The organism is Aeromonas sp. R1-1 (genome assembly GCF_040908495.1).
In the GTDB taxonomy this organism is placed as follows: Bacteria; Pseudomonadota; Gammaproteobacteria; order Enterobacterales; family Aeromonadaceae; genus Aeromonas; species Aeromonas veronii.
The window spans coordinates 1-24,659 of the sequence record NZ_JBFODV010000042.1; the positions used below are offsets into that span (position 1 = coordinate 1).

The 24,659-nt window shown below is 60.7% G+C and carries 21 protein-coding genes and 1 pseudogene; 11 read left to right on the forward strand and 11 right to left on the reverse strand.

The window, feature by feature from the left end; all coding sequences use genetic code 11:
- Positions 1-27 precede the first annotated feature (27 nt).
- Positions 28-768, forward strand: a complete 741-nt coding sequence (locus tag AB5Y92_RS01945; protein ID WP_335833610.1) for a ferredoxin--NADP reductase — start codon at positions 28-30, stop codon at positions 766-768.
- A 49-nt stretch (positions 769-817) separates the two neighbouring features.
- Here the strand turns inward: AB5Y92_RS01945 and AB5Y92_RS01950 are convergent, their stop codons facing one another.
- Positions 818-1,168: a hypothetical protein gene (locus AB5Y92_RS01950; protein WP_042053367.1), complete on the reverse strand. Its 351-nt coding sequence runs from the start codon at positions 1,166-1,168 to the stop codon at positions 818-820.
- Between the two features lie 19 nt (positions 1,169-1,187).
- Complete coding sequence (locus AB5Y92_RS01955; protein WP_040067567.1) at positions 1,188-1,484, reverse strand: hypothetical protein; 297 nt, start codon at positions 1,482-1,484, stop codon at positions 1,188-1,190.
- A 255-nt stretch (positions 1,485-1,739) separates the two neighbouring features.
- Between AB5Y92_RS01955 and AB5Y92_RS01960 the strand changes: the two genes are divergently transcribed.
- Positions 1,740-2,744: a Preprotein translocase subunit SecY gene (locus tag AB5Y92_RS01960; protein ID WP_368225348.1), complete on the forward strand. Its 1,005-nt coding sequence runs from the start codon at positions 1,740-1,742 to the stop codon at positions 2,742-2,744.
- A 54-nt stretch (positions 2,745-2,798) separates the two neighbouring features.
- Here the strand turns inward: AB5Y92_RS01960 and AB5Y92_RS01965 are convergent, their stop codons facing one another.
- Positions 2,799-2,966: a hypothetical protein gene (locus AB5Y92_RS01965; protein WP_162511886.1), complete on the reverse strand. Its 168-nt coding sequence runs from the start codon at positions 2,964-2,966 to the stop codon at positions 2,799-2,801.
- A gap of 56 nt (positions 2,967-3,022) precedes the next feature.
- Between AB5Y92_RS01965 and AB5Y92_RS01970 the strand changes: the two genes are divergently transcribed.
- From AB5Y92_RS01970 to gshA, 4 genes are all read left to right on the forward strand, one after another.
- Complete coding sequence (locus AB5Y92_RS01970) at positions 3,023-4,000, forward strand: NADP-dependent oxidoreductase (RefSeq protein WP_368225350.1); 978 nt, start codon at positions 3,023-3,025, stop codon at positions 3,998-4,000.
- On the forward strand, positions 3,997-4,434 hold the full coding sequence (locus AB5Y92_RS01975; protein ID WP_005340498.1) for a YqaA family protein: 438 nt from the start codon (positions 3,997-3,999) through the stop codon (positions 4,432-4,434). Before AB5Y92_RS01970 ends, AB5Y92_RS01975 begins: the two co-directional genes overlap by 4 nt.
- 27 nt (positions 4,435-4,461) lie before the next feature.
- Positions 4,462-7,275, forward strand: a complete 2,814-nt coding sequence (locus AB5Y92_RS01980; RefSeq protein WP_368225352.1) for a M16 family metallopeptidase — start codon at positions 4,462-4,464, stop codon at positions 7,273-7,275.
- Positions 7,276-7,336: 61 nt separating this feature from the next.
- Entirely contained in the window at positions 7,337-8,935 is a 1,599-nt protein-coding gene (gene gshA / locus AB5Y92_RS01985) for a glutamate--cysteine ligase (RefSeq protein WP_064338786.1), read from the forward strand.
- Between the two features lie 97 nt (positions 8,936-9,032).
- On the opposite strand, the gene AB5Y92_RS01990 is transcribed toward gshA, so the two are convergent.
- Positions 9,033-10,823 carry a long-chain fatty acid--CoA ligase gene (locus AB5Y92_RS01990; protein ID WP_368225354.1) on the reverse strand — a complete coding sequence of 597 codons (1,791 nt, stop codon included), beginning with the start codon at positions 10,821-10,823 and terminating at the stop codon, positions 9,033-9,035.
- A gap of 185 nt (positions 10,824-11,008) precedes the next feature.
- Here AB5Y92_RS01990 and AB5Y92_RS01995 point away from each other — a divergent pair, with 185 nt between their 5' ends.
- Entirely contained in the window at positions 11,009-11,554 is a 546-nt protein-coding gene (locus AB5Y92_RS01995) for a hypothetical protein (RefSeq protein ID WP_005340504.1), read from the forward strand.
- A gap of 38 nt (positions 11,555-11,592) precedes the next feature.
- Here the strand turns inward: AB5Y92_RS01995 and rimI are convergent, their stop codons facing one another.
- Positions 11,593-12,042: a ribosomal protein S18-alanine N-acetyltransferase gene (gene rimI, locus AB5Y92_RS02000; protein WP_005340505.1), complete on the reverse strand. Its 450-nt coding sequence runs from the start codon at positions 12,040-12,042 to the stop codon at positions 11,593-11,595.
- A gap of 109 nt (positions 12,043-12,151) precedes the next feature.
- Positions 12,152-12,586, reverse strand: coding sequence for a DNA polymerase III subunit psi (locus AB5Y92_RS02005; protein ID WP_164537699.1), 435 nt, complete (start codon positions 12,584-12,586; stop codon positions 12,152-12,154).
- Between the two features lie 313 nt (positions 12,587-12,899).
- On the opposite strand from AB5Y92_RS02005, the gene AB5Y92_RS02010 reads away from it, so the two are divergent.
- The 3 genes from AB5Y92_RS02010 (at position 12,900) to AB5Y92_RS02020 (ending at position 18,051) form a co-directional block, all read left to right on the forward strand.
- Positions 12,900-14,513 (forward strand): ATPase RavA domain-containing protein, encoded by a 1,614-nt coding sequence (locus AB5Y92_RS02010; protein WP_368225356.1) that lies wholly within the window; start codon positions 12,900-12,902, stop codon positions 14,511-14,513.
- 9 nt (positions 14,514-14,522) lie between these two features.
- A complete protein-coding gene (gene viaA, locus AB5Y92_RS02015; protein WP_368225358.1) occupies positions 14,523-15,977 on the forward strand; it encodes an ATPase RavA stimulator ViaA in 1,455 nt (484 codons plus the stop codon).
- A 226-nt stretch (positions 15,978-16,203) separates the two neighbouring features.
- Entirely contained in the window at positions 16,204-18,051 is a 1,848-nt protein-coding gene (locus AB5Y92_RS02020; RefSeq protein ID WP_368225360.1) for a diguanylate cyclase, read from the forward strand.
- A gap of 141 nt (positions 18,052-18,192) precedes the next feature.
- On the opposite strand, the gene AB5Y92_RS02025 is transcribed toward AB5Y92_RS02020, so the two are convergent.
- Positions 18,193-18,915 (reverse strand): SDR family oxidoreductase, encoded by a 723-nt coding sequence (locus AB5Y92_RS02025; RefSeq protein ID WP_108541512.1) that lies wholly within the window; start codon positions 18,913-18,915, stop codon positions 18,193-18,195.
- Between the two features lie 429 nt (positions 18,916-19,344).
- Between AB5Y92_RS02025 and prfC the strand changes: the two genes are divergently transcribed.
- Entirely contained in the window at positions 19,345-20,934 is a 1,590-nt protein-coding gene (gene prfC, locus AB5Y92_RS02030) for a peptide chain release factor 3 (RefSeq protein WP_085942998.1), read from the forward strand.
- Between the two features lie 250 nt (positions 20,935-21,184).
- Here prfC and AB5Y92_RS02035 read toward each other — a convergent pair whose 3' ends face one another.
- The 4 genes and pseudogenes from AB5Y92_RS02035 to AB5Y92_RS02050 form a co-directional block, all read right to left on the reverse strand.
- Positions 21,185-22,096, reverse strand: coding sequence for a bifunctional helix-turn-helix transcriptional regulator/GNAT family N-acetyltransferase (locus AB5Y92_RS02035; protein ID WP_164537695.1), 912 nt, complete (start codon positions 22,094-22,096; stop codon positions 21,185-21,187).
- Positions 22,097-22,252: 156 nt separating this feature from the next.
- Positions 22,253-23,902: a hypothetical protein gene (locus AB5Y92_RS02040; RefSeq protein ID WP_368225363.1), complete on the reverse strand. Its 1,650-nt coding sequence runs from the start codon at positions 23,900-23,902 to the stop codon at positions 22,253-22,255.
- A 14-nt stretch (positions 23,903-23,916) separates the two neighbouring features.
- Entirely contained in the window at positions 23,917-24,327 is a 411-nt protein-coding gene (locus tag AB5Y92_RS02045; RefSeq protein ID WP_164537693.1) for a type III secretion system chaperone, read from the reverse strand.
- A gap of 135 nt (positions 24,328-24,462) precedes the next feature.
- Positions 24,463-24,659, reverse strand: a pseudogene (locus tag AB5Y92_RS02050) (multidrug transporter MdtH); the annotation flags it as partial.

Genomic DNA, 24,659 nt, shown 5'->3' on the forward strand with positions numbered 1-24,659 from the left:
AGGTCTGTTCCACTGGAGGAGATCCCTATGGCTTGGGTAGAAGGTCGCGTCATCGAACGCATCGAATGGACACCCACCCTGTTCTCCCTGCGGGTAGCGGCCGAGCTGGTCCCCTACAAGGCAGGCCAATTCACCAAGCTGGCCCTCGAGCAGGGCGATCGCCGCATTCAGCGCGCCTACTCCTTCGTCAATCCCCCCTCTGCGCCATACCACGAGTTCTATCTGGTCGAGATCCCGAGCGGTGAGCTGACTCCCTCGCTCGGCTCGCTGCAAGCAGGCGATACATTGCTGGTGCAATCCCAGGCGACCGGCTTTCTGACGCTGGATGAGGTGCCCGCCGGGCGCGATCTCTGGCTGCTCTCGACCGGCACTGCCATCGGCCCCTTCCTCTCCATGCTGGCCGATGGCGAGGCCTTCAACCGTTTCGAGAATCTGGTGCTGGTGCACGGGGTGCGCAAAGGCGAAGAGCTGAGCTATCAGGATTTGATCGCCAGCTTTGCCGAGCAATATGGCGAGCGCTTTCGCTATGTCCCCTTTGTCAGCCGCGAGCCCTGGCCCGATGCAATGGCAGGGCGGATCCCGGCGGCGATTGCCAATGGTCAGTTGCAGGCTAGAGTGGGGTTGGAGTTCTCACCCGAGCTGAGCCAAGTGCTGATCTGCGGTAATCCGGAGATGGTGAAAGAGACCCAGCAGACCTTGCTGGCGCAGGGGTTGGCCAAGAATCTGCGGCGGGCGCCGGGCAATATCAGTGCGGAGAATTATTGGTAAAACAATCAGCACAGGGGCGCCAGGCCCCTGCTGCATCAGGAGAGGGAGTTCAGTTCTTCTTGCCGTTACCCTTGTTTTTATCCTTCTGTTTGTCGTGACCTTGCCCGGGGTTATTGCCGCTGTGGATACTGCGGTTGTAGTGATCCCGGTACTTGCCATCCATCTTGTCGCAGTTGAGTTTGATCCGGCTGTCGCCAATGCCAAGATCCAGACAGTTGTCCTGCCACCAGTCGTACTCCTTGTCATCCCAGTCGAGATTGATCTTGATGTCATCACCGGAGATCTTGATGCCATCGCTATTTTTGCTTGGCGGTGCCGCAACCGCGATGCCGTGCGCCATCAGCAGGGAGAGCAGCAGGGCGCCGCGCCGGATAACGGGGTTGTGTTTAGCTTGGGTCATCGCAAGGGTACTCCTGTTGTTACTGGTCGCTCTGCGAGTTGGCAGGGACCTGGTTGGTTTTCGGTGGCTGGTTGCGATTCTCTTCATCTTCCAGATTGAATTTGACCGCCTTGCAGTCGACGGAGGAGGTCTCCCCGATATCCAGAGTGAGGCAGTCGTTCTGGGTCCAGCCGAACTGTTTGTCATCCCAGTCCAGATTGAATTTAAGCTCATCGACGGAAAATTCGGTGCCACCGCTCTCTGGATATTGCTGTGTCGCAGCGGCGCCGCCGGTAACCAGAAGAAGGGAGAGTAGCAAGGTGGTCGTACTGTTCATGATGGCCTCGGATAATTGCAACGGTGGATGAGTGTACGGATCTGGGCTGAACCCGGGCGGAATCGCACCTCATCTCACCACATGATCAAGTCAGGGAGGAATTGTATCGCTTTTCTGCTGCCGATTTGTCCGTTTTGGTCGCACTCTGGGCAGCTGGTTGCCAATCTGAAGGAATTCAGTCATTTGCCCTTCTCTGTGCGAGTCTGGCGACTATAATCGGCAGCCAACTTTTCCTGCACAGCACACCCCTTCATCATGACCACACAGGACTCCTCCACACTGCGCTACCCCAAGGGGTGGTTTGCTCTGACGACGGTATACAGTTTCACCGGGTTGGCTATTCTGGCCTCCATTATCTTCTCCCTGCTGCTGTTCCTCTCCATCGATGACAACCCGCTGATGAAGTGGCTGTTCGGCGGCTTGGCCATCATCTTCGAGCTGGGCAAGTTTTATGTCTGGTACGAGTACGGCGAGCGCAAGGCGCGGCGGGATTTGAGTGGCGCTTTCTGGTCGCTGTTGTTCTACAGCGTGCTGGCGGCCATCTCCATCGGCGGCAGTATTGGTGGCATCAACAGCGCCACCAATACGGTACTGAGCCAGCAGGCGCGCCACGAGCGGGAGCTTGCCCGTTTCGACGAGCAGATCGCCAGCATCGAGCGGCAGATCCAGCTCAACGAGGAGGCGGCCCGCAAATACATCGAGCTGGAGCGCATCTCCAGTGGCGTCTCCTCGTTGCAGCACGCCAATACCAAGCTGCGCTTGCAGCAGGATGAGCTGCGTCAGCAGCGCGATGCCAAGCCGGTCAACGAACAATCCTCCATGTTGGGGCTGATGAGCAGTCTGGCGGACGGAGTGGGGATGAGCATCAGTCAGGTGCAGTTCCTGCTGGTCTGCTTCCTCTCGGTGCTGCTCGACGTGTTCGGTGCCTTTTTCGTCAGTCTGATCGGCGAGGAGAACCGCTTTCGCCGGATGTGGCGCTGGCAGCAGGATCAAGCTCGCAGAGAGGCGCAGGCAGCGATGGCAGCCCAGCCCGAGCCCATCATGCCCCCAGAGCCCGCCCCCGAAGTGCTGGCGCAGGTGCGCGGTGCGCTGGTGAGCGGTGAGCTCAAGTGCAGCAAGCGCTCGGTGGCACAGGCGCTATCACTCTCGCTGGAGGAGGTGGATCGGGTGTTCCACCATCTGCTGTCGCAAGGGGTGCTGGGGCAGGGGAGCAATCGCCACTACTACCTCAATCCGGCGCTGGAGCAGCAAGCCGGATAATGAGAAGGCCACCGGAACGCGGTGGCCTTTTTCGTTATCGAGTGGCTGTGGCACTCAGTGAGTCAGCACCATCATCAGGCTGAGGAAGGCGGCCAGTCCGCCACCGATGCCGATGATCCAGTAAAACCCCTTGGCCCCCTTTTTGAGGGGAATGCGGAAGTAGAGCAAAAATGCCAACCACCCCAGCGCCAGCAACAGAGGAATAAGAAACATTCGAGCCATGGTGTCCTCACTGTTATTCTGTTGACCCTTGATCAATCAACAGGATGGATTGTGCAATGACGCAACTACAGATTACCGCATTCGGTGACCCCTCGGTACTCAAGCTCAACCCTTCCCTCGATAAGGTGCCTGCCGATGGCGAAGTGCGGGTGCGCATCTGCTTTGCGGGGGTCAATCCCATTGATGCCAAGACCCGTGCTGGCCTCGGCTGGGCGGCGGCCCAGAACAGGGACAAGCTGCCCTGGACGCCGGGCTATGACGTCTCCGGCGTGGTGGAGAAGCTGGGCCCCGGTGTGACCTCGCTGGTCGAAGGGGATCGGGTGTGCGGTATGGTCGGTTTTCCCCTCACCGCCGGTGGCTACGGGGAGTCTGTGGTGGCAAGCGAGAGCGAGCTGGTCAAGCTCGACGGGGTGAGCCTTCAGCAGGGGGCGGCGCTGCCGCTGGCCGGTCTCACCGCCTGGCAGGGGCTGTTTGAGCACGGCGCCCTCCAGAACGGCCAGCGGGTGTTGATCCTTGCCGGTGCTGGTGGCGTCGGCCATCTGGCGGTGCAGTTTGCCAGCGCTTATGGCGCCGAGGTGGTGGCCACCGCCAGCCCCGACAACCATGGCTTCCTGCACGCTCTGGGGGCGCGCTGGATGGTGGATTACCACGATGTGAACTGGCCAGCAGCTGTGGTGGCAGAGGCCGGTCAGGTCGATCTGGTGCTGGATCTGGTGGGCGGCGAGAGCGGCAAGGCGGCGCTCGCCTGCGTCAAGCCGGGTGGCCGTCTGGTGACGGTGCCCACCATCACCGCCCAGCTAATCAAGGATGTGGGTGCAGCGGCGGGTATCGAGGTGGTCGGCATGCTGGTTCACCCTGACCAGAAGCAGCTGGGTCAGATGTTGATGCTGCTGCGTCAGGGGGAGGTGAAGGTCACCCTCGCCGGTGAATTCCCCCTGGCCGAGGGGGCGCTGGCCCATCAGGCCATCGAAGGGGGCCATGTGCGCGGCAAGCTGCTGCTGCGGATGCCTGCGGCCGATGGCCTGCCCGGATGAATGGCATTACCGAGATGGGGCTGGGGTGGCTCTTTTTAAGCGCCTTTACCTCAGCCACCCTGTTGCCCGGCAGCTCCGAAGTGCTGCTGGGGGCCATGGCGGCCAAGGGGGAGTGGAGCATGGCTAGCCTGCTACTGTGGGCGACGCTGGGCAATACCCTCGGCTCCATGACCACCTGGTGGCTCGGCTGGCTCGCCACCTTCAAGAAAAAACCGGAAGATTTTCAAGGCCGTGGGGAACAAAAAGCCTTAGGCTGGCTCAAACAACATGGTCACTGGTGTCTGCTGCTTGCCTGGACGCCGGTGGTCGGTGATGGTCTCTGTCTGTTGGCCGGTTGGCTGCGCCTCTCCTTCTGGCGCTCTCTCATTCTGATCGGGCTCGGCAAATTGTTCCGTTATGCCCTGGTTTTTCTGCTGGCCAGTCACATTTTCTAGCCTGTTTTTGTCACTCACGAGGTTACCGTGAACAAAGTCATACCTTTAACGATTCTGCTGGGCTTCACCCTGCCGGTGCTGGCGGCACCGACCCTGATCGCCGAACAGGGCAAGGAGGAGGGCAAGCTCGCCATCCCCTACCTGATGTACAAGCTGGACAACGGCCTGACCGTGATCCTGGCCCCCGACCGCTCAGATCCGCTGGTGCACCTCGATGTGACCTATCACGTCGGTTCATCCCGCGAGACGGTCGGCAAGTCCGGTTTCGCCCACTTCTTCGAGCACATGATGTTCCAGGGTTCGAAGCACGTCGGTGATCAGGAGCACATGCGGATCATCAACGAGGCCGGTGGCGACATGAACGGCACCACCAACAAGGATCGCACCAACTACTACGAAACTGTGCCGGCCAACCAGCTGGAAAAAGTGCTCTGGCTGGAGGCGGATCGGATGGGCTTCCTGCTCGATGCGGTGAGCCAGAAGAAGTTCGAGATCCAGCGCGCCACCGTCAAGAACGAGCGGGCCCAGCGGGTCGATAACCAGCCATACGGGCTGGTGAGCGAGAAGGTGGGGGAGGCGCTCTATCCGCGTACTCACCCCTACTCCTGGCAGCCCATCGGTTACGTGGAAGATCTCGACCGGGTCGATGTGAACGACCTCAAGCAGTTCTTCCTGCGCTGGTATGGCCCCAACAACGCCACCCTGACGCTGGGCGGCGACTTTGACAGCAAGCAGGCCCTCGAATGGATCGAGAAGTACTTCGGCTCCATCCCGCGCGGCCCGGACGTGGCCGAGCCGACGCCAAAGCCGGTGACCCTGCCCGAGACCCGCTACGTGACGCTGCAGGACAAGGTGCACCTGCCGCTGCTCTATATCAGCTACCCCACCGTCTCTCTTGGCGATCCGCAGGAGCCGGCACTCGATATGTTTGCCGATGTGCTCGGTGGCAGCGCCAGCTCCATGCTCTACCAGTCGCTGGTGAAAACCGGCAAGGCGATCGATGTGGGGGCGTCCCACTACTGCGAAGAGCTGGCCTGTACTCTGACGGTCTACGCCTATCCCAATCCGTCGCAGGATGGCAGCCTCAAGACCCTCAAGGGGGAGGTGGACAAGGTGATCGGCGAGTTTGCCCAGCGCGGCCTCAAGCCGGAAGATCTGGAGAAGGCGATCGCCAAGTACCGTGCCTCCGCCATCTGGGGTCTGGACAGCGTCTCCGGCAAGGTGAGCCAGCTCGCCATGGGTCAGGTGTTTGCCCAGGATCCCAACTACGTGTTCAAGACGCTGGATGCCATCGGCAAGGTGACACCTGAGCAGGTGAAGGCGGCCTACGACAAGTTCATCGCCGGCAAGCCGGCGGTGGTGCTGAGCGTGGTGCCCAAGGGCAAGACAGAGTGGCAGGTTGCCACCCCGAACTTTACCCCCGCCAAGCGCGAGCTGCCGGATTACAGCAAGCATGACGAAGCGCTGGCCGAACGACCTGTAAAAGACAATTTCGATCGCAGCGTGCAACCCAAGGCGAGCGAGGCGGTGAGCGTCAAGGTGCCCGCCATCTGGCACGGCAAGCTCGACAAGAACATCGAGATCATCGGTACCAAGAGTGACGAGATCCCGGCCGTCTCCATCATGATCGCCCTGCCGGGTGGTATTCGTGCCGAAGATAAAGGGCAACTGGGGTTGGCCAATCTGACCGCCGCCATGATGGGGCAGGGCACGGTGCGCCTGACCGAGGCTCAGCTGAGCGACGAGCTGCAAAAGCTGGGTTCAAGCATTGATGTCTCCAGCGCCCAGTACAACAACCTCATCACCGTCAGCTCGCTGGCAGACAAGTTGCCCCAGACGCTGGCGCTGGTGCGCGAGGTACTGGAGCGTCCGGGCATGCGGGAGGCGGACTTCGAGCGGGTCAAGGCGCAGCTGCTGCAAGGGATGCAACAGGCCCAGCAGCAGCCCGAGTGGCTGGCCGGGCAGGCGTTCCGCGAGCTGGTCTACGGCAAGCAGAACCGCCTCGGTCAACCTACCGACGGGGTAGCGGCCGATGTGGCCAAGCTGACCCTGGCGGACGTGAAGCACTTCTATCAGGCCTACTACAACCCCACCAACGCCAAAGTGGTGGTGGTCGGTGATGTGGACCAGAAGCAGATCGAGGAGCAACTTGGCTTCCTGACCGAGTGGAAGGGGGCCACGCCGACTCTGGGGGATCTCAAGCTCAAGGGTGAGCAGGCCAAGCCGGGCATCTATCTGGTCGACAAGCCGGGGGCGCCCCAGTCGGTGATCCGCATCGGTCGTCGCGCTATGCCGTTCGATACCACGGGGGATTACTTCACCGCCGGGCTGATGAACTTCAACCTGGGTGGCAACTTCAACAGCCGTATCAACCTCAACCTGCGGGAAGACAAGGGCTACACCTACGGCGCCAGCTCGGGTTTTTCCGCCAACCGCGAGGTGGGCACCTTCGCCACCGGCGCCAATGTGCGGGCCGATGCGACCGTCGATGCCATCCGCCAGTTCCTCAAGGAGATGGACAACTACCGCAAGAGCGGCCCGACCCCGGTCGAGCTGGCCTATATGCGCAGCGCGGTCTCCCAGCAGGATGCCCTCTCTTACGAGACCTTGGGCCAGAAGGCGGGCTTCCTGCTGCAGATGGTGATGTATGACCTGAAACCGGACTATGTGCAGGCCCAGAACAACCTGATCAAAACGGTGTCTCCCGAGGCGCTGAAGGCCAGTGCCGCCCGTTGGCTCAATCCGGCCGACATGGTGATCGTGGTGGTGGGAGACAAGCAAAAGCTTGAAAAACCCCTGAAGGAGCTTCATCTTCCCATCTATCCGCTGCAGTTGCCGTAACTGACGCTTTATAAAAATCAAGAGCCGCCCCGGATGGGGCGGCCTCACATGAGCCGTGAATATGACTACAACAAGCTTGTCGCTCACCGAGTTGCTGAATGCGTTGGGATCACCGGAGCGCCTGACCGCGCTCAAGGGGATCCGGCGCGGGATCGAACGTGAATGCCTGCGCATCACGCCGGATGGCCGACTCGCCCAGAGTGACCATCCCCGGGCGCTGGGCTCGGCCCTGACCCATCCCAATATCACCACCGACTACTCGGAGAGCCTGCTGGAGTTCATCACCCCGGCCACCGACTCCATCGACAGCCTGATGGAGCAGCTCGGCGACATCCATCACCATGTGATTCAGCATCTGGGTGACGAGCGGATTTGGCCGCTCTCCATGCCCTGCTTCGTCGGCGGGGAAGAGAGCATCCGGCTGGCCCAGTACGGCAGCTCCAACATCGGCAAAATGAAGACCCTCTACCGTCAGGGCTTGAAGAACCGTTACGGCAGCCTGATGCAGGTTATCGCTGGGGTGCACTTCAACTTCTCCATGCCCGACAGCTTCTGGAGCGAGTGGCAGGATCTGGTGTGCGAAGGGTGCTGCAGCCAGCGCTTTATCTCCGATAAATACATGGGGCTTATTCGCAACGTCTACCGCTTCGGCTGGCTGGTGCCCTATCTGTTCGGCGCCTCCCCGGCCATCTGCGAATCCTTCCTCAAAGGGCGCAAGAGCAACCTGCCGTTCGAGAAGACCGGCAAGGGCACCCTCTATCTGCCTTACGCCACCGCGCTGCGTCTCTCCGATCTTGGCTATACCAACAGCGCCCAGGCTGGGCTCAAGATCAGCCACGACAATCTGCCGGCCTATGTCAGCAGCCTGCGCCGCGCCATCAACACCCACAATCCCGACTTTGCCAAGATCGGGGTCAAGGTGGATGGGGAGTATCGCCAGCTCAACGACAACGTGTTGCAGCTGGAGAACGAGCTCTACGCCCCGATCCGCCCCAAGCGCACCCCGCGCAGCGGCGAGAAGCCCTCGGATGCGCTGGATCAGCGCGGCATCGAATACATCGAGCTGCGCACCGTAGACGTCAACCCCTTCACTCCGCTCGGTATCGATGCCGACCAGATCCGCTTCTTCGATCTGTTCCTGGTCTGGTGCCTGCTGCGCCCCTCTCCGGTGCTGAGTGACGAGGAGATTGCCCGCAACCGCCGCAACCAGAACAAGGTGGTGCTGGAAGGGCGTCGTCCCGGCCTGACGCTGGAAGATGAGCAGGGCAATGCCATTGGCCTCAAAGAGTACGGCCTCAAACTGTTCGACGAGCTGGCTCAGGTGGCCGACTTGCTGGATCGCTGCTGCGGCCGCAACCGCTATCGCGAGACGCTGGCGATGCACCGCGAGAAGCTGCTCAACCCCGAGCTCACCTACTCCGCCCGCATGCTCAAGGAGCTGCTGGAGAGCGGCAAGGACAACGGCTGCTACGGTGACAAGCTGGCGACCCGCTATCGCGAGGAGCTGCTGGCAGGGGAGCTGCAGTACTGGGATGAAGCCTACTTTGCCGGTGAGGCGAAGGATTCCTTGGCCAAGCAGCGCGAACGCGAGCGCAGCGACAGCCTGTCGTTCGATGACTTCCTGGCCGACTACTTCGGGACCAGTAAGACCCCGGCCTGAAGGCGGGTTCGTACCAACCAAAGTGCCAACAAAAAGCCGCTCGAGTGAGCGGCTTTTTTATTTCTCTGAACCTGAGCGATATCAGACGTGGTTGTACTCAGACATGGTTATACATGGCCTCGATTTCACTCTGGTACTTGGCCTCGATGATCTTGCGGCGCAGCTTCATGGTGGGAGTCAGTTCACCCAGCTCCATGGAGAAGGCGCTCGGCAGCAGGGTGAACTTCTTCACCTGCTCGAACTTGGCCAGCTCTTTTTGCAAGTCGGCGATGCGTGCTTCGAAGAACTCCATCACCCGGGAGTGGCGCAGCAGCTCGGTCTTGCACTGGTACTGCAGGTTGATGGAGCGGGCGTACTCCTCAAGCGACTCGAAGCAGGGCACGATCAGCGCCGAGACGAAGTGACGGGCATCGGCGACGATGGCGATCTGCTCGATAAAGCGATCCTTGCCGATGGTCCCTTCCACCAGTTGCGGTGCTACGTACTTGCCGTTGGAGGTCTTCATCAGCTCCTTGAGACGTTCGGTGAAGTAGATATTGCCCTGGCTGTCGAGCTCACCGGCATCGCCAGTACGCAGGAAGCCATCCTCGGTCATCACCTCGGCGGTCGCTTCCGGCTTGTTGTAGTAGCCGCGCATTACGGTGGGGGAGCGCACCAGCAGTTCGTTGTTCTCACCCAGCTTCACCTCGATGCCGTTCAGTGCCGTGCCGATGGAGCCCAACTTGAACTGGCTATCCTCGTAGCAGCAGACGGTGGCGGTGGTCTCGGTCATGCCGTAGCCGTACTTGAGATTGAGCCCCATCGCCTGGAAGAAGAGGTTCACATCGTCGGCCAGACGGGCGCCCGCCACCGGCAGGAAGCGGGTACGACCGCCAAAACGGGCGCGCAGCTTGCGAAACACCAGTCGCTCGGCGAGCCAGAGCTGGCCGTAGAGCAGGGGGGAGGCGGACTTGCCCGCCTGACGGGTGGCAACCATCTGCTTGCCGACCTTGGTCGCCCAGCCAAACAGGGCGCGGCGCAGAGCCGGAGCCTGAGCGACTTTGGCCTGGATCATGGCGTAGGCCTTCTCGTAGAGGCGCGGCACGGCGCACATCACGGTCGGCTGCACCTCGCCAATCACATCCATCACCTTCTGCGGATCGCGGATATAGACGTTCTCGGCGCCGCAATAGAGCACGTAGTAGCTCCATGCCCGCTCGAACACGTGGCTGAGCGGCAGCATGCAGAGCGACACATCCTGCTCGTTCAGGTCGAGGCGGCTGTTGTGCATCTCGAAACAGGCGGCGATGTTGCTGAAGTCGAGCATGACCCCCTTGGGCTCGCCGGTGGTGCCGGAGGTGTAGATCAGGGTCAGCAGATCATCCATCCGGTACTGGGTTTCCCGTACTCGCAGTTCCTGCTCGCTGGGCTGATGGTTGCCGGAGACCAGAAATGTCTGGAAGTGGCTCGCCTGCTCGCAGCCGCGCAGGTTGACGCTGCCGTCGAGGGCGATGAGCTGGCGGATCTCGCCGCTTTCAATCAGTTGCAGCGCCTGATCGAACTGAGGTTGTTCGCCAACGAACAGCACCTTGATGCCGGCATCTTTGACGATGTAGCGCAGCTGATCGAGCGTGCTGGTGGGGTAGATAGGGACGCTGACGCCGCGGGCGGCAAGGATGCCGAGATCGGCCTGGGTCCACTCCGGCATGTTGCGGGCATAGATGCCGACCATTTCGGTTGGCTGGTGGCCGGCACGGATCAGCGCCTGTGCGCAGTAGTCCATGGCCTGGCCCAGAGTACGCCAGCCGATGGCGCGCCACTGGCCATCTTGCTGAACCCGCAGGGCAGCCTTGTTGCCAAGCTGGGCAATACGTTCACGCATCAGTCGAACCAGATGAAGCTTCGGCATCAGTTAAACATCCTTTAATTACAGTTGTACGCCCGCGAGGGCACTAAAAATCGGGCTAGAGTTTAAACTCCAACATTACGGCTTACAAGTGTTCGCCGTTTGTCTTGGATCACAAAGAGCGCAAATAGCTCTCCCTTTGCGCAGACTGGCCGATACTGCTAGGAGGCAGAGAGAGGGTTAACGATATGAATCTGTGGGTGAAAGGGGCGTTGGCCGCGGTCGGGCTGATGGTGGTGGGGGGCGCTGCGTTTTGGTTCTTTGCCGGAACGTCATCACAGGGGCCCGCCAATCCCTGGTATCAGGGGGCCGAGGGGTATCAGCAGGCGCAGCAACAGGCGCTGGCGTTGGGCTATCCGCTGCTCTATGTGCTGGAGACCCCCAAGTGCCGCCGCTGCGGCGATCTGGAGAAGAAATTCTGGCAGAGCAAGGAGATGGCTGGCCCGCTTGCCCGGTTGGTGAAAGTGCGGCTCAACCCGGGCAAGGGGGATGGCAGCGAGCAGATCCTGCGCCGCTTTCCCAAAGTCGCCACGCCGCCCGGCATCTATATCCAGCAGCCGGGCCAGCCCCTCAGACCCATCAAGATAGTGGTGGATATCGATCAGATCTGGATGCCGGGGAAAACCTGGCAGCGTGGCTTCTATATGCCGCTCTCCGGGGCTGGATTCGAGGCGGTAGTGCATACCACTCTGGCCTTGCAGGATCCGGCGCTGGACAACGCCCCCCTCGATTGAGGGGGGACCAAAGGCTTGGGTACCACGAACAGGCTGGATCAGCCGAAATCGAACAGTCGCGACATCAACACCGCATCTTCCCGGTCGTTGCCGGTGCCGTAGTAGTCGGCGCGGCGGCAATATTCGGCAAAACCGGCGCTCTCGTAGAGGTTGATGGCGGTCTGGTTACCGGCCCGCACCTCGAGAAACCAGGCCTCTGCCCCGGCTTGCTTGCTGCGCGCCAGATAGGCTTGCAACAGCGCCCGTCCCAACCCCTTGCCCTGAAACGCCGGATGCACGCAGATGTTCATCAGCGAGCTGTCACCGGCCACCAGATCCGAGATATAGAAGCCCGCCGGGCGACCATCGACCAGCATCAAGCCGTTGAGATAGCGAGGACCGAAGCAGGAGAGCAGGTTGGCCTCACTCCACGGCTCCTTGTGAGCGGCTTGCTCGATGGGGTAGACAAGGTCGAAATCGCTCTCGAGCAGGGGACGAAACTCAGGCATGGGGGCTCCGGATGGCAAGGTATTGGGCATTGGGGTTGGCAGAGGCGGCATTTGTAAAATCAGGTAAAAAGAGCAGCATCACAGTGGGTCTTGGCGGCATGATGCAGGATCACGCCGCGTTGGCCGCAAGGTGTTGGCGCAGCTGTTGCCATAGGGCGCGCTTTTGCGCGGCGCTGGGGGCGAGCGGGCAGATCAGTGCATCAGGCCGCGCGGGGTTGGCCTCCGTCAACCAGAGCAGGGGGGAGGCGACTGCCGTTTGCAGATCGGCAGACGGCAGCTCGCTGAGCAGTGAGACCTCGTCGGGAGTCATGCCGAGTAACTGGCAGATATCCGCCAGCAGCGTGGTGGCAGGCAGCTGCGGCGCCAGCAACCAGAGTTTGCCGCTGGGCAGCGGAGCGTGTGTGGCCGGTGCTGTCTGGTCGGGCTGCACGGCATCTTGCGCAAGCTCGGGAGCGGGTGCTGCACCCAGCAATGCCGGACGACGCAGTTGCCAGCTTTGAATGCCCATGCGGGCCAACATGCTCTGACGAACGGGATCTTGCATTTGAGGCGACTCACTCTTGATCTGCATTGGGGAAAATTGTGTTGCGCAGGGTACACTCGAACCGCTTTTGCTGCACCCTTTGCAACGCATCATCTGGCGCATGCGGGCATGGTGCCATCACGACACTGGCTATGCATGGGCGCAGCACGCTGCCGATATGGTATCGCACTGCCTTTGCGTTTTTTCCTGCCAGAGGCGGGTATTGTGCGGCAAGAGATACCAGAATAAACATCATAACAAGACAAAACCCAAGGTCGAGCAAATGGATATCGCGCCTTGGGGCTAACATCATCCCAGCTTCGGAACACTCTCTATGTCGTCTTTAGCTCAAGCCCAGAATCCTGCGCGCCTTATTCCCATCCAGGAGCGCTTGCCCCGGCTGCTGGCCGCCCTCGGTGAGGGGCTCTACGAACGGCAGGATGCCCTGCGCCTCGGTCTGCTGGCGGCCCTCAGCGGTGAGAGTGTCTTCTTGCTGGGGCCACCCGGTATTGCCAAGAGCCTGATCGCCCGCCGCCTCAAGCTGGCCTTTCACGACGCCCGCCACTTTGAATACCTGATGACCCGTTTCAGTACGCCGGAGGAGGTGTTTGGCCCCCTCTCCATTCAGGCGCTGAAAGAGGATGGCAAATACCTGCGCCTCACCACCGGCTATCTGCCGGAGGCCGAGGTGGTGTTCCTCGACGAGATCTGGAAGGCAGGTCCCGCCATCCTCAACACCCTGCTCACCGCCATCAACGAGCGGCAGTTTCGCAACGGCGACAGCCAGCACCCCATCCCGATGCGCTTGCTGGTGACTGCCTCCAACGAGCTGCCGGCGCCGGACAGCGGGCTGGAAGCGCTCTACGACCGGATGCTGGTGCGGATCTGGATGGACCGGGTGCAGGAGAAAGCCAACTTTCAATCCATGCTGGCCAGCGATGGCCACGCCCACCATAACTTGCCGGAATCCGTGCAGATCCGGGGGGATGAGTACGAGCAGTGGCAGGGCCAGATTGAACAGGTGCGCCTGCCCGATGCCTGTTTCGAGCTCATCTATCAGCTGCGCCAGCAGCTCGACAGCCAGCTGGCCCATCGCTGTTATGTGTCGGATCGCCGCTGGAAGAAGGCAGTACGGCTTATCAAGGCGAGCGCCTTCTTCAATGGCCGCGATGAGGTCGCACCGGTAGATCTGCTGCTGTTCAAGGATTGTCTCTGGCATGACGAAGAGTCCCGCACCGCTCTGCTCGAGATGATGACCGAATTCTCCCGTCTCTACGGCTATCAGCAACTGGCGATGACCCGTCAGCTGCTGGCGTTGCGGGATCAGTTCAAACAGCTCAAACAGAGCGTGGCCCAGCGCCTGTGCACAAAGGCCCGGCAACGCAAGCAGTGGTTTGGCCGGCGGGCCCGGGGTATCGAGATCCCGCTTGCCAATGCCAGACCCTTCGGCAAGCAGGTGCACTTCCATCTGCTCACCCCGGCACCGCTGGATGGCAGCGATCCTGAACGGCTCACCCGCACCCTGGTGTTCGATCGCACCCTGCTCTCCCACTGGCGCCCCACCGGTGAGGCGCTGGTGGGTTATGAGTTCGGCAACCCGAAAGAGGGGCATTACGAGCTGGTGCTGGACGATGAGCTGCGGCTGCAGGTGCTCGATATCCAGCGCCAGCAGATCCCGTTGGTTCTGATGGAGCGTAACGCCATCCCCGAGGTGGTGCTGGCGCCCTGGTTGCAGTCGCTCGACGAGCAGCTGGTTCAGGTCGGCAAGGTGATGCAGGAGCTCAAACAGCAGCGCAGCCTGTTCGAACGTCACCAGCAACACCTCTTTATCGCCCAGCGCTGGCTGCAGCAGGTGGAAGACAGCTTCTTTGTGCTGAACCGGGATCTCGAACTGCTGCGCAACGAGCTGACCCAGTGGCGCGAGCGGTTGCCAAGGCTGGACGAGTAAGGAGCGCTCATGCTTGAGATCGGCATGCTGGATCTGGGCCTTCTCATGGGAGAGGGTGAGCTGGCGGGAGAGGTGGTGGCGCTGCTGGCGGCCTCACCCAAGATTTCCGAATTTATCAAACGCTCCCCGCTACAGGGCAAGCTGCTGAAAAAGCGCCTGCAGAGCTGGGGCGAGCAGCTTGGTGAGGAGATCCGTCACAAGCCGGTGCCGGTGGCGCTGGAGCAGGAGTACCTGCTCTATCAGGCGCATCGGCAACTGCCGATGACCGAGCTGATTGGTCGCCTGCCCGGCTTGCTGGAGTCGCTGGAGCAGTACAGCCCCTTCGCCGGTGAGGCCAGATCCTTGGTGCGTCAGCTGACTGCTCACCCCACCGAGGGGCTGCGCCAGCTCTTTATCGACAAGTGGCGCGCCAGTCTGGTGGGGAGCCTGCTGCAACTGCAGCAGCAGATCGCCGAAGCGGAGCGGGAGAAGCAGCGTCAGGAGATTGAAGATCAGCTGCTGGCGAGCCGCACCCTGGCCGATGCCCTTGACCCCAACCAGATCTCCGCCGGTGGTTTGTGGGATCTGGCGCAGGGGCACTGGCACAAGCGCAGTCTGGTGCTGGTCAAGCAATACGCCCGCATGTTGCAGCGCGAGCCTTTGCTGGCGGAGATTGCCGGTCTGCTAGGGCGCAGCGAGCGGGATCGGCGGACGCAGGAGCAACCTGTGCCGCCGGTTCAGGTGCTGGAGTTGGAGCCAGCACCCAGCGACGATGTGCCGGACGATATGGTGGGCATTCATCAGGCGAGCGATCTGATGCGGCTGCTGCCAAGCGAGGCGGTGATGCTGGGCCTGCCCGAGCTGGAGCTGGAGTTCTATCGCCGCTATCTGGAGCGGCGCCTGCTCAGCTACCAGTCACGTGGCACCTTGCCGCGTCAGCGCATCATGCTGCGCACCCCGGAGCAGGGGGGGCAGCAGTTGCAGCAGCGAGGCCCCTTTATCGTCTGCGTCGATACCTCCGGATCCATGGGTGGTTATCCCGAGGAGTGTGCCAAGGCGCTGTTTCTGGCGCTGCTCAAGGTGGCGATGGATGAGAAGCGCGGCTGCTACCTGATGCTCTTCTCCACCGAGGTGGCGACCCTCGAGATTACTGCAGATACCGGGCTGGACAAGGCGGAGCGCTTCCTCTCCATGAGTTTTCACGGCGGTACCGATCTGGTGCCTTGTCTGGAGAAGGCGCTGGCCAAGCTCGATGATCCCGCCTTTGCCAAGGCGGATGTGCTGGTCATCTCCGACTTTATCGCCCAGAGCCTGCCCCATCCCCTGCTCGATCAGATGAACCGCTATCGCCAGCGCCAGACCCGTTTTCACGCCGTCGCCATGTCCCGCCACGCCAAGCAGGCGCTGCTGCGGGTATTTGACAACAGTTGGCTGCTCGATTGCGGCCTGCGCGGCCGGCTGCTGCGGCGTTGGCAGCATCACTAGTGACCGGGAGGGGGCAACCCCTCTTGGTTGTTATCCCGCCTCCTCTTTTTCGCTGTGCGTCCCCGCTTTTATTCCAACACGATGATATCGCAGTAAAATGTGACTAGCCTGCCATTCGGGCTCTCTGTCCGGGTGATAGCCTTTACAACCATTGTTACAGGGCAAAAGATGATGATTTTCCGGCATCGGCTTGCCCGATGATCTTTCCCATTGATCCGGAGTGTGTATGAGCCGACTTGCCTCGCTGTTTTTGCTGGCGGCGTTCGGGCTGGCTGCCAAACCCTTGTCCCCCGAGCAGTTGGAAAATGAACTGGGAGGGATGGAGCGGGTCTATCAGCCGATCGAGTTGTTGCGGGAGCGCGTTGCCCGTTTGCAGCGGGACGGCAACGCCTATCCGCCGTCGCAGCAGATGCGGATCAGTCGTCTGGCTTGCTGGGCTCAATCGGCCGATGACATGCAGGAGTCCCGTACCGCCATCGCCAATGCGGAGCGGATGCTGGCCATTGCGCGCGAGCAGGGTGATGACGCCGCCGTGGCGGAGCTGACGATTTGCCGCGGCTGGTTCAATCAGCTGCTCGGCGAGGTAGCGAAGGCTCGTCACGATTACGATGAGGGGCTGCGGCTGGCAAGAGAGGCCGCCGTGCCAAAGCTGGAGGCGCTGGCGCTGGCCCGCCGGGGGGCCATGCTGTCTTTTCAGGGGGTCTCAGGCCAGGGGCTGGTGGATCTCACCAAGGCGCACAATATCTATGAGCAGCTGGGGTTGCCCACCTGGTATCACCAGGCGCAGCTCGAGATTGCGGCAGCATTTCGCCGGATGGGCCTCTATGCCGAAGCGCTCGCCACCCTCAACCAGTTGAGTGAACACTTTGCCAGGAGCCACGATGGATTTGGCTCGGCAAGGCTAAGTGATCAGCTGGCGATGGTCTATCTGCAGACCGGGCGTTATCAGGATGCGCTGGGCGAGCTTGAACGCAGTGCGGCCTTTTATAATCAGCCTCAATATCTGATTGAGCATGCCGAACGCATGGTGATGCAGGCCGAGGCTCTGCTCGGGCTGGATCGCCCCGCTGATGCCGGACGCTTGCTGGCACAAGCGGCGAAGGTGCTCTCTCCCGACGTTGACCCCATCCTCCATGCGCATCTCGAGCTGGTGCGGGCGAGGTTGAGAGTCGAACAGCAGGAACCGGCGCCAGCCTTGCGTGCGCTTGAGAAGATTGAGCCGATTTTGAAGGTGGAAGGGCACGTGCGCTTTTTGCTCGAGCTCTACTGGGTGCGCAGTCGGGCGCTCGAGTTGCAAGGCGACTATCCGGCGGCGCTCGCCGCATTGCGGGAGCATCTGGTGCAGGAGCAGCGGCTCGATCAGCTGTTACGGGAACAGAGCACGGCCTGGGTTCGCGGCGAGTTCGAGCTGGCACGTCAGGAGGGGGAGAACGAGCGACTGCGAGTCGAGCAGAAACTGCAGCAGCAGGAGCTGGAGCAGGTCAAGGAGCGTCGCTTCTGGCTGCTGGTGGTGATGGTGCTCTGCGGGGTACTGGCACTGCTGACGATGGGGTGGCTGCTTGATCGCAACCGTCGGATGCGTCGTCTGGCCTTTACCGATGAGCTGACCGGCATCAACAACCGCCGTCGGGTGCTGCGGCAGGGCAGCGATATGTTGGCGCAGGCTCGCAGGCAGGGCACGCCATTTTGTCTGCTGGTGTTCGATATCGATCACTTCAAGCGGATCAACGATACCCTGGGACATCATCAAGGAGACAGGGTGCTGCAATGGGTCTCTCGGGCGGCAGATCGACAGCTGCGACACCAGGATCAGTTGGGGCGTACCGGCGGAGAGGAGTTCTTGATCCTGCTGCCGGATACCAGCCTTGAAGAGGCGTGCCGGGTGGCTGAGCGGATCCGCCACACGGTCGCCAACCGGGCGCTGCCCGGCATGTCGTACCCGGTAACCATCAGTATCGGGTGTGCCTCTCTGCGAGACGATGATCAGGATCTGGCGGCCTTGATCCAGCGTGCCGACAATGCTTTGTATCGTGCGAAAGAGGTGGGGCGCAACCGGGTGGAAACAGATGATTGACGGGCTGGGTATTGTCACTCACCAGGGTGTCATCGCTATTGGGGAGCACACTGATACGGCGATGATGCTCGTCCCCTGCGCTCGTTCTTGCCTGCGATGACAGATTGGCAAGCGCGAGCGCAGAAGACCGTCAGAAGGGCGTTATGCCCAGGCGCTGCCGCCATTGAGATGAAGCACCTCACCATTCATGTTGTTGTTGCTCATCAGGAACAGCGCGGCCTGCGCATAATCCTCTCCCTCACCCAAGCGTTTCAACGGCAGGCTTTGCGCCACTGCTGCCACTTTTTGTGGGTCATTGCCCAGCGCTTTAAGCAGCATGGGAGTGCGCATGGGGCCCGGGTTGATGACGTTGATCCGACGGGGGGTCAGCTCGGTCACCAGACTGTGAGCCAGCGTTTCAACCGCGCCAGCTGCAACGGCAGGGAGTGCTTTACCCAGTTGTGGGCGGCGCGTCACCATCCCGGACGTGAGCACGATGGAGCCGCGTTCGGACAGTTTGGGTGCTGCGGCGCGGATCGCATGAACACTTCCCCAGAAGCGGCTGTCCATGTTGATTTTCAAATCCTCGATGGCAGCGGTGAGAAAGCTGCCTGGTCGCATGACAGCGGCGGTAATGACGAGATGATCCAGCGAATCCAGCTGGTTGAAAAAGTGATTGACGGAGTCGACGTCGAGAATATCCAGTTGATGGCCACTGGCATTTGGGCCCAGTTCAGCCAGTGCAGTGGCAAGCTGCTCACGGCTGGAACCGCCGATAATGACCTTGGCGCCTTGCTCGATCGCTTGTTGGGCGGTGGCCAGGCCAAGACCCGAGGTACCACCGATAATGACGATCTGTTGATTGTGCAGGGTGGAATGTTTCATGTAATGACCTCTCCATTATGTAGATACGATTTACATATTTGTAGCTGGATAGGGAAAGTCCAAGTATGAAAATTTATCAAGAGTGGTTGTTGCTGGCATGGGGAGGGGGCCAAGTCCACGTGGTCCGGATGCTGCCATTCGATTCGGAGTGTTTGATTTTCTGTTCAGTTGGAACCTGTGGAACGGATGTGCGGCCAAATTATCATCTCTTGTCAGGCTGGGTATTTTTCACTCGCGCGGGTATAATGTCGCGCAATTTTGCTTTGACTCAGGCGAGAAGACCCATGTAACGCAACCCTCCTCCCTCTCTCCACCAGGTTGGCAACACGCCAGCTGGCGTGGCTTTCGTTGCGTATACATGTGCCGTGAGCGGCATTCCGGATTTATTCCCACGGTGGCTGATGCCACCGCTCAATAGAAGAACGTTGAATTATGTCAGCTGAATTTCTGAGTGAAGTCTCCAAGAGACGCACTTTTGCGATCATTTCGCACCCGGATGCGGGTAAAACCACCATCACCGAGAAAGTCCTGCTGTTCGGACAGGCCATTCAGCGCGCCGGTACCGTCAAGGGCCGTGGCTCGGGCCAGCACGCCAAATCCGACTGGATGGAGATGGAGAAGCAGCGTGGTATCTCCATCACTACCTCGGTGATGCAGTTCCCCTATGCCGATTGTCTGGTCAACCTGCTCGATACCCCGGGTCACGAGGACTTCTCTGAAGATACCTACCGTACCCTGACCGCGGTCGACTGCTGCCTGATGGTCATCGATGCCGCCAAGGGTGTTGAAGACCGGACCCGCAAGCTGATGGAAGTCACCCGTCTGCGTGATACCCCCATCCTCACCTTCATGAACAAGCTGGACCGCGAAGTGCGCGATCCGATGGAAGTGATGGATGAGGTGGAGCGCGAGCTGAAGATCATGTGCGCCCCCATCACCTGGCCTATCGGCTGCGGCAAATCTTTCAAGGGTGTCTATCACCTCTACAAGGATGAGACCTATCTCTATCAGAGCGGTCAGGGCCACACCATCCAGGAGAAGCGGGTGGTCAAGGGGCTGAACAACCCGGATCTGGATGCCGCCGTCGGCGAAGATCTGGCCCAGCAACTGCGCGATGAGCTGGAGCTGGTGCAGGGCGCCTCTCCCGAGTTCGATCACGATGCCTTTATCGCTGGCGAGATGACCCCGGTCTTCTTCGGTACTGCACTGGGTAACTTCGGTGTCGACCACATGCTGGATGGCCTGACCGACTGGGCGCCGTCTCCCATGCCACGCAAGGCCGAGAGCCGCGAAGTGGTGGCGACCGAGGAGAAGTTCTCCGGCTTCGTGTTCAAGATCCAGGCAAACATGGATCCGAAACACCGTGACCGTATCGCTTTTATGCGTATCGTGTCAGGTACTTACAGCAAGGGCATGAAGATGCGCCATGTGCGTATCGGCAAGGATGTGAACATCTCCGATGCCGTGACCTTTATGGCCGGTGACCGTGAGCAGGCGGAAGACGCCTTCGCCGGTGACATCATCGGTCTGCACAACCACGGCACCATCCAGATCGGTGACACCTTCACCCAGGGTGAAGATCTCAAGTTCACCGGTATCCCGAACTTTGCACCGGAACTGTTCCGGCGTATCCGCCTGCGCGACCCGCTCAAGCAGAAGCAGCTGCTCAAGGGGCTGGTCCAGCTCTCCGAAGAGGGCGCGGTGCAGGTGTTCCGTCCGCTGATCAGCAACGATCTCATCGTTGGTGCGGTCGGTGTGCTGCAGTTTGACGTGGTGGTTTCGCGCCTCAAGAGCGAGTACAACGTCGAGGCCATCTACGAGGCGGTCAACGTCTCCACCGCCCGCTGGGTGGAAGGGACCGACGTCAAGAAGTTCGAAGAGTTCAAGCGCAAGAACGAGGTCAACCTGGCCCTCGATGGCGGTGACAACCTCACCTATATCGCGCCGACCATGGTCAACCTGCGCCTGGCACAGGAGCGCCACCCCGACGTGGAGTTCCGCCAGACTCGCGAGCACTGATAACGGTTTGTTTGCCTGTTGGCAGATAATCAAAGAGACCCCGCTTCGGCGGGGTCTCTTGTTTTGTGCCGTTTTGCCTGTTTAAGGAGGGATGCAGGGGGTAATGATTCAGCATATACCAGTCGCAAGCAGCCCTCACCCTAGCCCTCTCCCGGAGGGAGAGGGAACCATCAGAGGTCAGCCTGAAAGATCGCGGAAGTGTTTTTGCCCCCTTCTCCCCTTGCGGGAGAAGGGTTGGGGATGAGGGGGGCTACCCCAGTGTCAGCACCATACAGATCTCGCAATCCCCGTGGCCGGTGCAGCCAAGGGGGTTGGGCAGGTGTTCAAAGCCCAGTGATTCGTAGAGGCTGGTGGCTTCGCGCAAGACCTCGGTCGTTTCCAGATAGCAGCGCTGATAACCAAGCGCGCGCGCCTCGTCCAGTGCCTGCAACACCAGCCGCTTGCCAAGGCCCAGTCCGCGCAGGGCGGGCATAAAGTACATCTTCTGCAGCTCGCAGACTCCCTCTTCTCCCGCCAATGGCGCGATACCACCACCGCCGAGGATGGAACCGTCCGGCCCTTCGATGACCCAGTAGCGACTCTTCTCCCCCTGATAGCTCTGGGAGAGGGTGTCGAGATTGGGATCGGATACCCCATAGCCCTTGTCGGCGGTGAGGCCATATTCGGCCGAGACGGCGCGGATCACCAAGGCGATCTGGGCATTGTCCGCCGCCGTGATGGGGCGGATCTGGTAACCCCGCTGGCGACGGGCGCGGGAGAGGGCGCTGCGATAGAGCCGCAGCCCTTGCCACAGCTGCTCCCGCTCGGGCTGGCTCAACTGCGCCAGCATCTCTTCCATCGCCCCGTCCATTTCCCGGTGCAACTCCAGCAGCATCCCCTGACCGTTGACGGTGAGGCGGGCCTCCTTGCTGCGGCCGTCGGAGGGGTGCGGGTGCCAGCTGATAAGCTCCCGCTCGGCGAGGCGTGCCAGCGGACGGCTGGCGTTGGATTTGTCGATGTGCAGCTTTTCTGCCAGCTGCTGGTTGGTAGCCGGGGCGTTTTCCAGCTCGATCAGCAGGTGAGCCTCGATGGGGGTGAGGGCCAGATTGCCGCACTGCTGGGAGAGCATGCCGAGTTCGCGAACCAGATCGCGCGACAGGGCGCGCAGGGGACGGGGATCCATATCGTGGGTTCCTTTTTAGTTGTGCATGACAACTAAAATAGCGTAAAAGTTGTAACTCGCAACTTTTTTCTCTGTCATGTTTGTATGGGGGAGGTGGAGCAGACTAACCCTGTGTCACTGGATGGGATCAGGATTAGCTGCGGTGATGGCCTGCTATCAGCCTTTGGCGGTCGGAATGCCCCAATCATTCAATCTGGTCTGCCACTGGTGAAGCCCTGCCTTGATCCGAAACGGCCCCAGTTGCCATGGGGTGGGCATGGCTTGCTCCAGCGTGCGAGCCAGCAGCTGTTTGGCCCAGCCCGAACGGTCGGTGCCCTGCCAGCTACCGCCCTGTAACTGCAACATGGAGATGACCTGATGCAGTTCGTGCAATCTGCCGATGCTCTGCTCTTGCTTGAGCTGGCGCATTCTGGCCTGGGATGGCAGTAACCAGCCAAGCAAGCGGGCGGTACGGCTGGTAGCTGGTTGCCGTAGCGCCTGAATACCCTCGTCCAGCACCTTGAAGTAGGGCTGGGTGAGCGTGACTCCCAACATATCTAGGGTATGGGAGGAAAACCGATCTGCATCTGAGTGGGTCGGAAGATTCAGGGTGTTAGCCTCGACTTGCTGCAGGTAGTGGTTGTTTTCCTCCTTGAGCTGCTGCGCCAGCTCTCGCACCTGGGGGAGGGATAACCGGGCCAGGATTGTCAAATCGACACGGGTTGCCGGGATCGGAACTGCCGGGGGCAGATGCTGGCCATCCAGTTCGGCTTGCAGGTTGGCGGCTGCTCTGGTCAGTTTTGCCAGGGCCTGACAGGCCGGGCGATTGGCCAGTTGGCGGGTGATCTCCTGCTCCAGCTTGAGATGTTCCTGTACCTCCTGCTGCCTTCGCTGGGCCTCCTTCTGCAGTTCGATCGTTGGATTGGGCAGATCATCGCTTGGTGCTGCAGTGGGGGTGGCAAGCGCTGCTGGCGGTAGCGGTGTGGCCCGTACAGTGAAGTTGAACTCCAGTATCCCTTCGAGTTTGAAGTGACGACCCAGAATGCTTTCCCGCACGCTCGCTTGGGCGAAGGCGTTATAGAGCGCACCACGGCCATGACCGGCCAGCAGACGGTTTATCAGGGTTGCAGTCTCCTCCTTGCGGGAGGGAAGGGCGTTGATCTTGACCTGTACCCCACTGGGTGTATCGAGCAAGCCAAGATAGCGGCCGATCTCGGGTTGTTGCAGGTAGTCTCGCAGATAGGCGGTATGGCGCTCACGTTTGGCCGGGTCGGCGTCCAGATAGTGTTGCAGCACCTGTTTTAGCTCCTGCGCCAGTTGCAGCAGTTCGGGTTCGCGCAAGGATCGCGATGGAAGTGGTTGGCTGCGTAACTGGCAGGATTTGCTGCCAAAGGCGCCCTTGAGAGTGATATAGCGCCCGATCTCACCGGTGGGATCTTTGACCAGGGTCTGGATGAATGTTTTGCCGTCCGGCAGTTTTTTTAGCTGGTTGAGCAGGGTGACCAGGTGGGCCATGGGATCGGTTTTCGCCAGCGTCGGTTTGCCGAGTTCATTGCGCATCTGTCCAGCGCTCAGCAATTCATCCAGCGCGGTTTGCTGTTCGGGGTGCTGTGCCAGATAGCCCGAGAGCCCCTTGCGCAGTTCATGGTTCAGCAACTGCTGGCTATCTGGTGTCAGGGCTGGTGGGGGCGGAAGTGTCAGTTCAGCCCGTTCGGCGGTGGGGGCGGTCAGATTGCGAAACAGGTTAATCAGGCGATGGCCGGGATTGCTCTGGTGGCTGGGTGGCATTGCGATAGCTGCAAGTGGGGCGCTGTGGTCGATCTTCATGATGAGCTCCTTGCTCACAGCTCTGCTGCGTAGAGTCGGGGGGTGAGGTCATGAGCCAGTCCGACAAGTTGACCCATCAGGTTGTCGAGCAGTGGTTCATCGCAGTGAGCGAGAAAAATCTGGGCGTAGAGGGTGAGGATTGGCATATCGCTATCCAACCCGAGCCAGGTGCCACCCATCAGAGCGACCTCGCTATTGAGGCTCAGCCAGTGTTGCAGGTTGGCGGGGGTCAGATGATTGGCATCCAGCTGGCCTGTCATCGGAGTGGTGATGAGCAGCACGCTCTCATCGGGAGCGACTTCCAGCCACCACTCTCTATTCTGCGGATCCAGCAACAGAAAGATCCGGTTTTTCTCATCCGGGGCCGCAGGGACCTGCGTACCGGAGAGGCGGGCGATCCAGTGATAAACAGGGTGGTGTGACATGGTGGGCTCTCCCTTTTGCCAAGTGTTGGGAAGAGTATTTCATGGTGTGGCGGCACGCTCTGTCAGTGCTGGCCGCAATTATGGCGGGAAAGGACGAACGACAGCTCCTATGATTGGGCTGCCGCAGGATGCTCGTCAGGCGGCTCTGATAGCCAGCTCCGGGCGGCGGGAGAAGCAGCGGGCGAGCAGCAGCATGGTGGCGACGCCTATGGTGCCCAGCACCAGCCAGGGGAGGGCCGGTTGTCCCTGTTGCAGCGAGAAGTCATAGAGGGAGCCACCGCCCACGTAGCCGGTCATGCCTCCCAGCGCCAGTCCGAGGCGGCTGAAGCCCA

Bases quoted from the DNA above. Each gene is read 5' to 3' on its own strand.
- AB5Y92_RS01945 (WP_335833610.1), top strand. From the start codon at position 28: ATGGCTTGGGTAGAAGGTCGCGTCATCGAACGCATCGAATGGACACCC.
- AB5Y92_RS01950 (WP_042053367.1), bottom strand. From the start codon at position 1,168: ATGACCCAAGCTAAACACAACCCCGTTATCCGGCGCGGCGCCCTGCTG.
- AB5Y92_RS01955 (WP_040067567.1), bottom strand. From the start codon at position 1,484: ATGAACAGTACGACCACCTTGCTACTCTCCCTTCTTCTGGTTACCGGC.
- AB5Y92_RS01960 (WP_368225348.1), top strand. From the start codon at position 1,740: ATGACCACACAGGACTCCTCCACACTGCGCTACCCCAAGGGGTGGTTT.
- AB5Y92_RS01965 (WP_162511886.1), bottom strand. From the start codon at position 2,966: ATGGCTCGAATGTTTCTTATTCCTCTGTTGCTGGCGCTGGGGTGGTTG.
- AB5Y92_RS01970 (WP_368225350.1), top strand. From the start codon at position 3,023: ATGACGCAACTACAGATTACCGCATTCGGTGACCCCTCGGTACTCAAG.
- AB5Y92_RS01975 (WP_005340498.1), top strand. From the start codon at position 3,997: ATGAATGGCATTACCGAGATGGGGCTGGGGTGGCTCTTTTTAAGCGCC.
- gshA (WP_064338786.1), top strand. From the start codon at position 7,337: ATGACTACAACAAGCTTGTCGCTCACCGAGTTGCTGAATGCGTTGGGA.
- AB5Y92_RS01990 (WP_368225354.1), bottom strand. From the start codon at position 10,823: ATGCCGAAGCTTCATCTGGTTCGACTGATGCGTGAACGTATTGCCCAG.
- AB5Y92_RS01995 (WP_005340504.1), top strand. From the start codon at position 11,009: ATGAATCTGTGGGTGAAAGGGGCGTTGGCCGCGGTCGGGCTGATGGTG.
- rimI (WP_005340505.1), bottom strand. From the start codon at position 12,042: ATGCCTGAGTTTCGTCCCCTGCTCGAGAGCGATTTCGACCTTGTCTAC.
- AB5Y92_RS02005 (WP_164537699.1), bottom strand. From the start codon at position 12,586: ATGCAAGATCCCGTTCGTCAGAGCATGTTGGCCCGCATGGGCATTCAA.
- AB5Y92_RS02010 (WP_368225356.1), top strand. From the start codon at position 12,900: ATGTCGTCTTTAGCTCAAGCCCAGAATCCTGCGCGCCTTATTCCCATC.
- viaA (WP_368225358.1), top strand. From the start codon at position 14,523: ATGCTTGAGATCGGCATGCTGGATCTGGGCCTTCTCATGGGAGAGGGT.
- AB5Y92_RS02020 (WP_368225360.1), top strand. From the start codon at position 16,204: ATGAGCCGACTTGCCTCGCTGTTTTTGCTGGCGGCGTTCGGGCTGGCT.
- AB5Y92_RS02025 (WP_108541512.1), bottom strand. From the start codon at position 18,915: ATGAAACATTCCACCCTGCACAATCAACAGATCGTCATTATCGGTGGT.
- AB5Y92_RS02035 (WP_164537695.1), bottom strand. From the start codon at position 22,096: ATGGATCCCCGTCCCCTGCGCGCCCTGTCGCGCGATCTGGTTCGCGAA.
- AB5Y92_RS02040 (WP_368225363.1), bottom strand. From the start codon at position 23,902: ATGAAGATCGACCACAGCGCCCCACTTGCAGCTATCGCAATGCCACCC.
- AB5Y92_RS02045 (WP_164537693.1), bottom strand. From the start codon at position 24,327: ATGTCACACCACCCTGTTTATCACTGGATCGCCCGCCTCTCCGGTACG.